This window comes from Aeromicrobium sp. Leaf272, from assembly GCF_001422865.1.
In the GTDB taxonomy this organism is placed as follows: Bacteria; Actinomycetota; Actinomycetes; order Propionibacteriales; family Nocardioidaceae; genus Aeromicrobium.
Genome location: NZ_LMMY01000011.1, coordinates 42,994 through 54,251 on the forward strand (window position 1 = coordinate 42,994; position 11,258 = coordinate 54,251).

Sequence of the window (11,258 nt, forward strand, 5' to 3'; positions counted from 1 at the left end):
CACGCCACCCGGCCCGCCCGACGGCCGCGCGAGCCGCTGGGTCGGGCACCGGGAGCGCCGGCGCGAGGAGATCACCGGGACGGCGATCGAGGTGCTCGACCGCGAAGGCCCCGACGCCCCCGTGGAGTCCATCGCCCGCGCCTGCGGCGTGACGCGGCAGGTGCTCTACCGCCAGTTCGAGAACCGGCACGACCTCGACGTCGCGATCGCCGACCGCGTGGTGTCGATGCTGCTCGAGCACGTGATCGCCCGCATGACCGCGGACCACGGCATCGAGGCGGGCCTGCGGGGGACGCTCGACGCCTACCTCGACTTCGTCCTCGACCACCGCCCGCTCTACGACTTCGTGCGCGCGCTCCCGTCGGCTCCCGGGTCCGGCAGCCCGGTCGATCGCATCACCGACGTGGTCGTCACCGTCGTGGCGTCCATCGCCGGCGAGCTCCTCGGTCCCGACGCCTCCGGCCGGCTGCCCCTGCGCGACGTCTACGCCACCGGGCTCGTGGGACTCGCCGACGCTGTCGTGTCGCGCTGGCTCGCCGACCCGGGCGCGCGCTCCCGCGAGGACCTGGTCGACGCCCTGGTCGACGTGCTCCAGCTGTGCATCGAGCCCGTGCTCGGCGGGGCCGCCGCCGGCGGCGTCGTCAGCGACGGGGTGACAGGAACCGCGTGATCAGCGCAGTGCTCTCGGGCTCGGCCACCGAGGCCGCGATGGTGCGCGCCTCGACGTCGAGCCGGTCCGACAGCCCGGTGTCGTAGGAGCTGCGCAGCAGACGTCGCGCCCGGCCGAACGCCGCGGCCGGACCGTCGGCCAGACGTCGAGCGAGCGCGTGCGCCTCGTCGGCCACCGCCTCGTCCTCCACGACGCGCCCGACGATCCCCCACTCCTGGGCCTCGTCGGCCGAGAGCCGACGCGGCGTGAGGGTGAGCTCGAGCGCACGCTGGAGCCCGACCACCCGGGGCAGCAGCCACGACTGCCCTCCGTCGGGCGTCAGGCCGACCGACGTGTAGGCGGTGACGAAGGACGCCGACCGACCGGCCACGACCAGGTCGCCGCCGAGCACGAGCGACAGGCCCGCGCCCGCCGCAGCGCCGTGCACCCCGACGACCACCGGCTTGTCGAGGCCGTCGAGCAGACGCACCCCCACGTGCAGAGCGTCGGCCAGCTCCTGCAGGTACGCCGACCGGTCGGGCGCCGCGTCCATGGCGCCGAGGTCGCCTCCGGCGCAGAACATGCGGCCCCGACCAGTGAGCAGCACGACACGCACGGTGTCGTCGTCGCCCACCTGCTGCAGCGCGCTCGTGAACGCCTCGGTCCACGGCAGGTCGATCGTGTTCGAGGCGTCGGGCCGGTTCAGCTCGACGTGGGCGACGCCGTCGGCGACGCTCAGCAGGACGGGGGCCCCACCGTCCACGGCCCCACTCATCGCGGCGCCATCCGCAGGGAGCCGTCCATGCGGATGGTCTCGCCGTTCAGGTAGTCGTGCTCCACGATCATGCGCACCAGCTGGGCGTACTCCTCGGGACGACCGAGTCGCTGCGGGAAGGGGACGCCCTTGGCCAGCGCCGCGCGGATGTCGTCGCCCACCGAGGCGAGCATGGGGGTGTCGATGATGCCGGGGGCGATGGTGTTGACGCGGATCCCGTACTGCGCGAGGTCGCGCGCGACCGGCAGGGTCATGCCCACGACGCCGCCCTTGCTGGCGGAGTAGGCGGCCTGCCCGATCTGGCCGTCGAAGGCCGCGATCGACGCGGTGTTCACCACCACGCCACGCTGGCCGTGCTCGAGGGGCTCGGTGGCGGCCATCGCCTCGGCGGCGACGGCCAGCACGGTGAACGACCCGACGAGGTTGACGTTGATCGTCCGCGCGAACGCGGCGAGGTCGTGGATGCCCTGACCGCCCTTGCCGAGCACGCGCCCGGCGGTGCCGATGCCGGCACAGTTGACGGCCACGCGCAGCGGACCGTGCTCACCGGCGGCGGCCACGGCGTTGCGCACCTGGCCCTCGTCGGTCACGTCGGCCTCGACGTGGACGACGCCGTCCACGTCGGGCGCCTTCTCGATGGACTGCGCCAGGTCGATCGCGACGACGGTGGCGCCGGCGGCGGCCAGCTCGGCGGCGGTGGCCGCGCCGAGGCCCGAGGCACCGCCGGTGACGACGGCAGACGTTCCGGTGAGCTGCATGGGGGTGTCCTTCTCTCTCTACTTCAGGTGACGACTGATGACGAGCCGCTGGATCTGGTTGGTGCCCTCGAAGATCTGCATGACCTTGGTCTCGCGCATGTAGCGCTCGACCGGGAAGTCCTTCGTGTAGCCGGCACCCCCGAGCACCTGGACGGCGTCGGTGGTGACCTTCATGGCGTTGTCGGTGGCCACGAGCTTGGCCACCGACGCCGCGCGACCGTAGGGACGGCCGGCGTCCTTGAGGCGGGCGGCGTGCAGGTAGGTGGCACGCGCCGAGTCGACGGCCGCGGCCATGTCGGCCAGCACGAACCCGAGGCCCTGGTGGTCGATGATCGCCTTCCCGAAGGTCTCGCGCTCCTTGGCGTACGCGACGGCGGCGTCGAGCGCGCCCTGGGCCACCCCGACGGCCACGGCGGCGATCCCGAGGCGTCCGGCGTCGAGCCCCGCCAGCGCGATCGCCAGCCCCTGGCCCTCCGCCCCGAGGCGTCGCTCGGCCGGCACGCGCACCCCGTCGAACAGCATCGTGGCGGTGGTGGAGCCCATGAGGCCCATCTTCTGCTCGGGGACGTCGGCCGTGAGGCCCTCGGCGTCGGCCGGGACGAGGAAGCAGGAGATGCCCCTCCCGCCGTCGTCGGAGGTGCGGGCCATGACCTTGTAGAAGTCGGCCTGCCCGCCGTGGGTGGTCCAGGCCTTGGCGCCGCTGATGACGTACTCGTCCCCCTGCCGGACGGCCTTGGTGCGCATGGCGGCGGGGTCGGATCCCGCGTGCGCCTCGGACAGGCAGTAGGCCCCGAGCAGGTCGCCGCCGAGCATGTCGGGCAGCCAGCGCTCCTTCTGCTCGTCCGTGCCCGCCTCGAACAGTCCGAAGCACGAGAGTGCGTGCACGCTCACGCCGACACCGACGCTGGCCCACGCCGAGGCGATCTCCTCGACCACCTGCAGGTAGACCTCGTACGGCTGGGCGCCGCCCCCCAGCTCCTCCGGGTACGGCAGCCCGAGCAGGCCGGCGCGACCGAGGGTGGCGAACGCGTCGCGCGGGAACGTGGCGGTGGCCTCCGCCTCGGCCACGCGCGGTCGCAGCTTGTCGTCGACGAGCTCGCGGGTCAGCGCGACGAGGTCGGCCGACTCCTCGGTCGGCATGAGGCGTTCGACGGGCATGACGGCCTTCCCCTCCATGGTCTGGACGAGCCCGAGCGTACCAGGGTGAGTACCGTCGCTCCCGTTCTGGTACCGGCCACGTTCCGGTTCGCACCTCACGGCCACCGGGCCCCGGGCAGGATGGGTGCATGACCACCCTCGACCTCCCGCCCGAAGGTTCCGACACGTTCAGCGCCGTCGCGAACCGGGTCGTGGCGTACCTGCGGAAGCACACCCCCATCAGCGACTGGTCCGTCAACCGGGTCGTCGGGGGCGAGCAGGTCCACCTGCACGTCGGCGGCGAGAGCCTCATCGCCGTCGGCGACCGGCGCGACTGGGCCGACAGCTTCTGCCGGCGGGTCGTCGACCTGGGCGCCGACCCGGTCGTCGAGGACGTGACGACCCACCCGGACTACCGCGACCTCACGATCGGGGCCACGCGCAGCTACGCGAGCCAGCCCATCATCGACGCCGAGGGCGAGATGTTCGGCATGCTCTGCGGTCTCGGAGTCGAACCGCTCCAGCAGTCGGCCGACGTCGACGTCGAGCTCCTGGGCCTGCTGAGCCACCTGCTCGGCGCCCACGTGTCCCTGGCGCGCCGGCTCGAGAGCGGCGACCGCGCGCGGCGCTCCGCGGAGGCGCTGGCCCAGACCGATGCGCTCACCGGCCTGGTCAACCGACGCGGCTGGGACGCCCTGCTGGCCGACGCGGCCGTGCGCACGAGCGCGTACGGCGATCTCGCCGCCGTGGTCGTCGCCGACGTCGACGGTCTCAAGGCGGTCAACGACGACCTCGGCCACACCGAGGGAGACGCCGTCCTGCGACGAGTCGCCGCCGCCCTGACCGCGGCACAACGCGACGGGGAGACCGCAGCCCGGTACGGCGGCGACGAGTTCGCCGTGCTGGTCGAGGACGTGTCCCCACGGTCGCTCGGGGAGATGCTGCGGCGCTATCGCGCGTCCTTCGCGCAGCACGACGTGGAGGTCTCCGTGGGGTGGTCGCTCGTGTACCCCGGCGACGAACCGGCCGACGCCGCGTTCCGGCGGGCCGACGTCTCGATGTACGAGGACAAGCGTTCCCGCCGCGTCGAGAACGGGGTCACCGACGACCCGCGCGACCTCGCCCCCGCGGGGTAGCCTGCGCCGATGAGCCTGCTCGAGACCGCTCGTGCGCCGTGGCGCGCGGCCACCCCGTTCGTCGCGGCCTTCCTCGGGGTGCTCGTCGTGCACCTCGTGCTGCTGGCCGCCGACGTGACCCCCTGGGACAGCGTCACCAAGTGCCTGCTCGCACCCGTTCTCGTCGCCTGGGTGCTGACGTCCCGCGGTCCACGCCTGCTCGCCCTGGCACTCCTGCTCTGCCTCGGGGGCGACCTCCTCCTCGAGCTCGACGACCTGTTCGTCGCCGGGATGGCCTCGTTCGCCGCGGCCCACGTGTGCTTCGTGACGCTCTTCGTGCGCGCCGGGGCCCTGCGGGTGCACCGGCCGTCCGTCGCGCTGGTCGCGCTGTACCTCGTGGCCGGCGTCGTGGTCGTCGCGTGGGCCTGGGGCGGACTCGCCGCCGACCTGCGCCCGGTGATCCCCGTCTACGCGGCGCTCCTCCTGGCCACGGCGGTGACCGCCTCGACCGTCGACCGCCTGGCGGGTGTCGGTGGCGGGCTGTTCCTGGTCTCCGACGGCATCATCGCCCTCGGCGAGGCCGGTCGGGTCGATCCCGGGTCGGCCGTGGTGTCGGTGCCGATCATGGCGCTCTACGGCGCGGCGATCCTGCTGCTGGCGGCCGGGGGCCTGCGCACCGGTCACGTCGCGCGCGCCACGGACTGCTTCCCGTCCGAGACCCCGTCCGCGCCGAACCCCTGACGTGGCACGTGGCACCGGCGGACACCACCGCACCGATCGCACCTACCGGGTCGTGAACCGGCTGGGCGCCGTCGTGCTGCGCCTATGGGGCGTCCGACTGCGAGGACGCGGCCTGGAGAACCTCCCCGCAGCGGGTCCCGTGGTGCTGGCGAGCAACCACACCGGCTTCCTCGACTTCGTGCTGGTCGGCTGGGCCGCGCGCGAGCGTGGCCGCCTGGTCCGCTTCATGAGCAAGGCCTCGGTGTTCGAGCTGCCGCTGGTCGGCCGGGCCATGCGGGCCATGGGCCACGTCCCGGTGGAGCGCTGGGCCGGGGCGAGCGCCTACCGACGCGCCCGGCGTCTCGTGGCCGACGGCGAGGCGGTGGGCGTATTCCCGGAGGCCACGATCAGCCGCTCGTTCCGGGTCAAGGCGCTCAAGCCGGGCGCGGCCGGGCTCGCCCTCCACGGGGCGCGCGTGACGGGCGCCCCGGTGCCGCTCGTGCCGTGCGTCGTGTGGGGCGGACACCGGCTGCTCACCGTCGACGGCCGACGCACCCTGCGCCGCGGCGTGGTGGTGGACGTGGTCGTGGGCGAGGCCCTGCTGCCCGTCGAGGGTGAGAGTGTCCACGACCTGACGATGCGCCTGAGGACCGCCCTCGAGGACCTGCTCGACGACGCCGTCGCGCACTACCCCCAGGAGCCGGCCTCGGACGCGGACCGCTGGTGGGTGCACGCCGACCGCGGCGGCACCGCGCCCGACGTCGCCACCGGCGCCGCGCTCGACGCGGCGGCGCTCCAGCGCATCGGCGCCCCGCCCTCCTGACCGGCGGCCCCGCCGTGCGTGAGGATGGGCACATGACGTTCGACGAGACCGAGCCCGTCCCCGTCCGCGACCTGACGTTCGACGTGCGCACGACCGGCCCCGACTCCGGCGAGCCCGTGGTGCTGCTGCACGGCTTCCCCGCGACCTCCCTGACGTGGTCGGAGGTCGCGCCGGTGCTCGCCGAGGCCGGCCTGCGCGTCGTCGCGCCGGACCAGCGGGGCTACTCCCCTCACGCTCGACCCGACGCGGTCGAGGCCTACACGACGGCTGCGCTCGCCCAGGACGTGGTCGACCTCGCCGACGCGCTCGGCCTCGAGACCTTCCACCTCGTCGGCCACGACTGGGGTGCGGCGGTGGCCTGGTACGTCGCCGCCCACCACGGACACCGGCTGCGGACCCTCACCGCGTTCTCGGTCCCCCACCTGGCCGCCTACAACGCCGCCCTGCGCGGCGACGAGGAGGCGAAGGACAAGGCCTCCTACATCGGGCTCCTGCGCCAGGAGGGCAAGGCCGAGACCCTCCTGCTCGAGGACGACGCCCGACGCCTGCGGGCGATGTACCAGGGCGCGGTCCCGGACCAGCTCGTCGACGCCTACGTCGCGCAGCTGCAGCAGCCGGGGGCGCTCACCGCCGCCCTCGCCTGGTACCGCGCCATGACGTCCGACCTGGGCGACCTGCCCGCCGTCGAGGTGCCCACCACCTACGTGTGGAGCACCGACGACCTGGCGATCGGCCGGTCCGGTGCCGACGCGTGCGGCGAGCACGTGACGGCCGACTACCGCTACACGGTGCTCGAGGGCACGTCGCACTGGATCCCCGAGGAGGAGCCGGCGGCCGCAGCCGCCGCGATCCTCGCCCGGGTCCGCGGCACCGTCGTGGCGTAGGCGCCCGTCAGCCGACGAGCGGCCAGCCGGCGGGGTCGTCGAGGTCGCGCCCGGCCTTGCGGGCGTAGGCGTTCCAGTCCTCGGCACGCTCGGCGTACCACGATCGCTGGCTGGCCATGAGCGTGTCGAGGTCGAGGCCGCCTACGTGCGCGTGCCGGGCGGCCAGCTCGACCGCGACCTGCCGCGCGGCGACCGCGTCGCACGTGGCGTCGTGCGCACCGTCGAGCGTGACCCCGTAGTAGGCGGCGACGTCGCCGAGCCGCCGACGTCCGAGACCGCCTCGCTCGACGCCCCAGTCGACAACATAGGGATCGACGACGAGCAGCCGGTCCCAGTCCGGCTGGGTCAGCCCGTGCCGCACCGCCTCGGCGCGCAGCATGGACAGGTCGTAGCAGGCGTTGAAGACCACGAGACCGACCCGGCGCTCGACGAGCGTCTGCACCCAGTCGAGCACGACCGGCAGCGCCTCGGCGGGCGTGGGCGCGTCGGCCAGCATCGCGTCGGTGATGCCGTGCACCTGCGCCGCCGCCTCGGGCACGGGGACACCGGGCTGCACGAGCCCGGTGATCTCGAACCCGGGCTCGTCGAGCAGCGCGTAGCTGACGACCCGGTCGCGCAGGGGGTCGGTGCCGGTGGTCTCGAGGTCGAGCGAGGCCAGGGGCAGCCGGTGCCACCCGTCGTGGTCGCCGCGCTGCGGAGGCCGCGGCGAGCAGGCGACGCACCACGTGCGCCAGGCCCCGGGCGTGCCGGTGAGGTGCCCGGCCCCGGCGTGCACGTGCTGGGCGCACGCGGAGCAGAAGCCGTCGAACCGGTTGGCCCGCATCGCCCGACCACCTGCCTCTCCCTCGTCCTCGGGGATCACGCTAGGGGTCGAGGCGGACGCTTTCCGGCACCGACGCGCGGCCGGTCGCGTCGCTCCGATTCGGACACTTCCGGGGCGTTGGGACCGGGGTGACCGCCCCGGAACTGTCCGAAGAGTGGACCTGCGGCTGCGTCGGCGCGGCGGGATTCGAAGGTGGCCTCCGAAAGGGCCTCGACGGAGGAGGGGCACCGGACCCACCCGATCTCTCCGGCCCCGCCCCGCGTTCTGACGACTTGGTGTCGATTTCGGACGCACGAACCGACGTCACCGCGTCAAAACGCCGGGCCCGCGCCGATTCGGACACATTCGGGGCACTTCGACCCCGAAACGTGCCCCGGAAGTGTCCGAAACGGATGCCGCAGGTCGGGGGCTCGGGCGGGGCGCTGGTCCCGCTCCGGTCGAGGCCCTTTCGGAGGCCGCCGCGACGTCGACCGCAGCCGACGCAGCCGCAGGGGGAGGCCCGGGTGACGTGGTCCCGACCACCTCGCTGACGGAGCGTGAAGCCGTCGCGCTGCGATACATCAACTGGTACGATCGCACTGGTTTTCGTCGAGAGGAACGACCATGGCCCGCACCCGCACCTCCCTGGAGGGCAAGACCGTCGTGATCACCGGTGCCGCCAGCGGCATCGGTCGCGCCACGGCGCTGCGCCTGGCCCCGAGGGGCGGGCGCCTCGTGCTCACCGACGTCGCCGCCGACGGGCTCGACGAGACCGTCGCACTCGTGCACGCCGCCGGCGGTTCGGTGCTGCACCACGCGGCGTTCGACATCAGCGACCTCGACGCCGTGAGCGCGTTCGCCGACGAGGTGCACGGTCACGTCGGCGCGGTCGACGTGGTGCTGAACGTCGCCGGCATCTCCACCTGGGGACGTATCGAGGACCTGCGCCCCGAGCACTGGCGACGCACCGTCGAGATCGACCTCATGGGTCCCATCCACGTGCTCAGTTCCTTCGTGCCCCGCATGATCGAGGCCGGTCGCGGCGGGCACGTCGCCAACGTCTCGTCCGCGGCGGGCCTGTTCGGACTGCCCCTGCACGCGCCCTACAGCGCGGCCAAGTTCGGCCTGCGGGGGGTGAGCGAGGTCCTGCGGTTCGACCTCGAGCAGCACGGGATCGGCGTGACCCTGGTCTGCCCCGGCGCGGTCCGGACGCCGCTCGTCGGCACCGTCGACATCGTCGGCGTGGACCGCGACGACCCCCGGGTCGCCAAGGCCGTCGGACGGTTCGAGAAGCACGCCGTGTCCCCCGAGGAGGCAGCCGACGCCATGCTCCGCGGCATCGAGAAGGGGCGCTACCTCGTCTTCACGTCGCGCGACATCCAGGTCGGGCACCTGGCGCAGCGCTTCGCGCCGTTCGGCTACACGACCGCCATGCGCCTGCTCAACCGCAAGGCCTCCACGTTGCTGCGTCGCACCCGCGACGAGCCGCTCGTGCCGCGCTGACCCGACTCAGGCCGACGCTGCAGGGCTCAGCGCGTCGACGACGAACGCACGGGCGGAGGTCGCACGGGGCGCCTGGCAGGTGAGCACGGCAGGGTCGCGGTGCACCGCGCGGACGTCGGCGACCACGGCCGACGGCAACGGACCGGAGCAGTCGAGCCGGACCCTCCAGCGTCCGTCACCGAGGTCGTCCACCTGCGCCGAGCGGACGTCACGCGGGCCCGCCGGGCCCCATCGCTCGTGCACCGCGACGGCCGCGGCCTGCGCAGCCGGCGGCAGGGCGCTGCTGCCACGCAGGAGCGCGGTCGTGACCCGCCCGGCCAGGTGCTCCTCGACGACGCCGACCGCGGTGTCGGCGTCGAGACCGCCGTAGAAGGTGCCGTCGGGCACCACCACGACGTTGGCCGCGAACCGGTCGCCACCGACGTGGCTGCACTCCCACACGACGTCGCCGAGCCGCTCGGCCAGCGCAGCGGCCACCGGGCGACCGCGCACGGCGCAGCACGTGTCGTGCCGTCCGTGCGCGCACACCAGCACCGCGGCCTCGTCGCTCCAGCCGGGTCCGCCCGAGTCCTCGCGCAGCACCGCGCACGCCTCGAGGAGGTCCGCGGCATCGGTCCAGGCGCCCCAGCGGATGCGGCCGTCCTCCACGTCCGCCACTGCCCACGCCCGACGGCCCGACGCCTCGGACCGCCGACCCGGACGACGGATCAGGATCGTGCGCGCGCCGACCTCTCGCGTGGCGGCCACCAGCCGGGCGACCACGTCCGGGTCGAGACCCTCGGACTCGAGCGCGTGGAAGGGCCACGGTCCCTGGTGCTCCACGAGCAGGAACCGACGGACGTGCAGGGCCGTGCCGGTGAGCGGGTCGGACCGCTCACGGGCCCGCGCCGCGCACAGGTCATCGAGGTCGGCCACGAGCCGATCCTCTCGCAGCGCAGCAGGTCACGCGGGCACGACGACGCCGGCCGACACCAGCCGGCGGGCTGCGTCGAGCCCCAGCGACCCGGCCGGGACGGCCTGGCCGTCGAGCAGGGCGGCGACCGCCCCGGGGTCGACGGCGGACACGTCGACCGCTCCGGCGCGGCCGGTGAGCGTGGTGCCGTCGAGGCGTGCGCCCAGCTGCTCGCGCAGCCTCAGCGGCGTGGTGTCGTGGAGGCCCTGCGCCGTGCGCAGCTGGGCCAGCGGGCCCACCGGCTCAGGGCGCCCGGATGCGTCGTCGCGCGCCCCGAGAGCGGCCGCCAGGGTCTCGACGGGCACGGAGCGCAGCGCCGACAGCAGCCGGTCGCGCACCAGCTCGGCGTGCGCCTCGAGGTCGCCTGCCTCGGCGACGTCGACGCCCAGGGGCAGCGACGTACGCACGTCGGGGTCGTCAGCGACCACCGCGAGCGCGGCCGTGACCAGCTCCTCGGCCACGTGGTGCCGGTGCCAGGTGTGGACGCCGAAGGTCAGGTGCGTGCTCACGTCGCCCAGCGCGGTGGCAGCGTGCAGCGTGCCGCGCGGCAGGTAGAGCACGTCGCCGGGCTCGAGCACGGCGTCGATGAGCGGCTCGCGCTCCGCCTCGACCCGCACCGCGTCACGACGGTCGGTCCAGGGCTGGTCACGCAGCGGCGCCTCGTGCACCGGGGCGTGGATCCGCCAGTGCTTGGCTCCGGAGATCTGCAGCACGAAGACGTCGTGCACGTCGTAGTGGTCGTCGAACCCGCGGGACTGCGGTGGCGTGACGTAGGCGTTGACCTGGACCGGGTGCCCGAGGTCGGCCACCAGGGCCTGGGAGAACGAGACGACGGCGGGCCACGTGCGGTGCAGCGCCTGCAGCACGAGCGTGGCGCCGTCGGCGAACAACGACGTGAGGCGGGTGTCGTCGACCTGGTCGGCGATGCCGGCCCCCACGCCACCGCCCGACGTGAACCCGCGCGTGTTCAGCGTCGCGCCGTCCTTGGCCACGCGCAGGAACGGTGTCCGCAGCCCGTGCGTCGACACGAGCTCGTCGACGGCGGACTCGCCGAACAGGTCGTCGAACCGCGCGGGCAGGTCGGCCGCGCGGGTGAGCAGCGGCGCCCGACCCCACGTGTCGGCGGCGAAGCCGACGGGG

Annotated in this window: 12 protein-coding genes; 6 read left to right on the forward strand and 6 right to left on the reverse strand. The window is 74.1% G+C overall.

The genetic code is table 11. The features are described 5' to 3' along the window. Positions 1-670, forward strand: a 670-nt coding sequence (locus ASF38_RS07280) for a TetR/AcrR family transcriptional regulator (RefSeq protein ID WP_082480567.1), incomplete at its 5' end; no start/stop codon positions are given. Here ASF38_RS07280 and ASF38_RS07285 read toward each other — a convergent pair. Genes ASF38_RS07285 through ASF38_RS07295 form a run of 3 tightly spaced genes read right to left on the reverse strand, consistent with a single transcriptional unit; the run spans position 642 to position 3,340 of the window. Next, complete coding sequence (locus ASF38_RS07285; RefSeq protein WP_056574817.1) at positions 642-1,424, reverse strand: enoyl-CoA hydratase/isomerase family protein; 783 nt, start codon at positions 1,422-1,424, stop codon at positions 642-644. The genes ASF38_RS07280 and ASF38_RS07285 overlap by 29 nt on opposite strands. Beyond that, the gene (locus ASF38_RS07290) at positions 1,421-2,182 is read right to left on the reverse strand and encodes an SDR family NAD(P)-dependent oxidoreductase (protein ID WP_056574820.1); all 762 of its coding nucleotides are present in this window, start codon (positions 2,180-2,182) and stop codon (positions 1,421-1,423) included. Before ASF38_RS07290 ends, ASF38_RS07285 begins: the two co-directional genes overlap by 4 nt. Before the next feature lie 18 nt (positions 2,183-2,200). After that, the gene (locus ASF38_RS07295) at positions 2,201-3,340 is read right to left on the reverse strand and encodes an acyl-CoA dehydrogenase family protein (RefSeq protein WP_056575380.1); all 1,140 of its coding nucleotides are present in this window, start codon (positions 3,338-3,340) and stop codon (positions 2,201-2,203) included. Positions 3,341-3,468: 128 nt separating this feature from the next. Here ASF38_RS07295 and ASF38_RS07300 point away from each other — a divergent pair, with 128 nt between their 5' ends. Genes ASF38_RS07300 through ASF38_RS07315 form a run of 4 tightly spaced genes read left to right on the forward strand, consistent with a single transcriptional unit; the run spans position 3,469 to position 6,861 of the window. Beyond that, complete coding sequence (locus ASF38_RS07300) at positions 3,469-4,455, forward strand: GGDEF domain-containing protein (protein ID WP_056574822.1); 987 nt, start codon at positions 3,469-3,471, stop codon at positions 4,453-4,455. 9 nt (positions 4,456-4,464) lie between these two features. After that, entirely contained in the window at positions 4,465-5,175 is a 711-nt protein-coding gene (locus tag ASF38_RS07305) for a lysoplasmalogenase family protein (RefSeq protein WP_056574825.1), read from the forward strand. A gap of 1 nt (position 5,176) precedes the next feature. Continuing rightward, entirely contained in the window at positions 5,177-5,977 is an 801-nt protein-coding gene (locus tag ASF38_RS07310) for a 1-acyl-sn-glycerol-3-phosphate acyltransferase (protein ID WP_056574828.1), read from the forward strand. A gap of 32 nt (positions 5,978-6,009) precedes the next feature. Next, a complete protein-coding gene (locus ASF38_RS07315; protein ID WP_056574831.1) occupies positions 6,010-6,861 on the forward strand; it encodes an alpha/beta fold hydrolase in 852 nt (283 codons plus the stop codon). Between the two features lie 7 nt (positions 6,862-6,868). Here ASF38_RS07315 and ASF38_RS07320 read toward each other — a convergent pair whose 3' ends face one another. Then, entirely contained in the window at positions 6,869-7,723 is an 855-nt protein-coding gene (locus ASF38_RS07320) for an exonuclease domain-containing protein (protein ID WP_055961128.1), read from the reverse strand. Between the two features lie 564 nt (positions 7,724-8,287). Between ASF38_RS07320 and ASF38_RS07325 the strand changes: the two genes are divergently transcribed. Next, entirely contained in the window at positions 8,288-9,166 is an 879-nt protein-coding gene (locus ASF38_RS07325) for an SDR family oxidoreductase (RefSeq protein ID WP_055961131.1), read from the forward strand. Between the two features lie 6 nt (positions 9,167-9,172). On the opposite strand, the gene ASF38_RS07330 is transcribed toward ASF38_RS07325, so the two are convergent. Further along, positions 9,173-10,081: a sucrase ferredoxin gene (locus ASF38_RS07330; RefSeq protein ID WP_055961134.1), complete on the reverse strand. Its 909-nt coding sequence runs from the start codon at positions 10,079-10,081 to the stop codon at positions 9,173-9,175. Positions 10,082-10,108: 27 nt separating this feature from the next. Further along, on the reverse strand, positions 10,109-11,258 hold a 1,150-nt coding region (locus ASF38_RS07335), incomplete at its 5' end, for a cupin domain-containing protein (protein ID WP_056574834.1).

Coding starts and splice junctions, on each gene's coding strand:
- ASF38_RS07285 (WP_056574817.1), bottom strand. CDS start 1,424: ATGAGTGGGGCCGTGGACGGTGGGGCCCCCGTCCTGCTGAGCGTCGCC.
- ASF38_RS07290 (WP_056574820.1), bottom strand. CDS start 2,182: ATGCAGCTCACCGGAACGTCTGCCGTCGTCACCGGCGGTGCCTCGGGC.
- ASF38_RS07295 (WP_056575380.1), bottom strand. CDS start 3,340: ATGCCCGTCGAACGCCTCATGCCGACCGAGGAGTCGGCCGACCTCGTC.
- ASF38_RS07300 (WP_056574822.1), top strand. CDS start 3,469: ATGACCACCCTCGACCTCCCGCCCGAAGGTTCCGACACGTTCAGCGCC.
- ASF38_RS07305 (WP_056574825.1), top strand. CDS start 4,465: ATGAGCCTGCTCGAGACCGCTCGTGCGCCGTGGCGCGCGGCCACCCCG.
- ASF38_RS07315 (WP_056574831.1), top strand. CDS start 6,010: ATGACGTTCGACGAGACCGAGCCCGTCCCCGTCCGCGACCTGACGTTC.
- ASF38_RS07325 (WP_055961131.1), top strand. CDS start 8,288: ATGGCCCGCACCCGCACCTCCCTGGAGGGCAAGACCGTCGTGATCACC.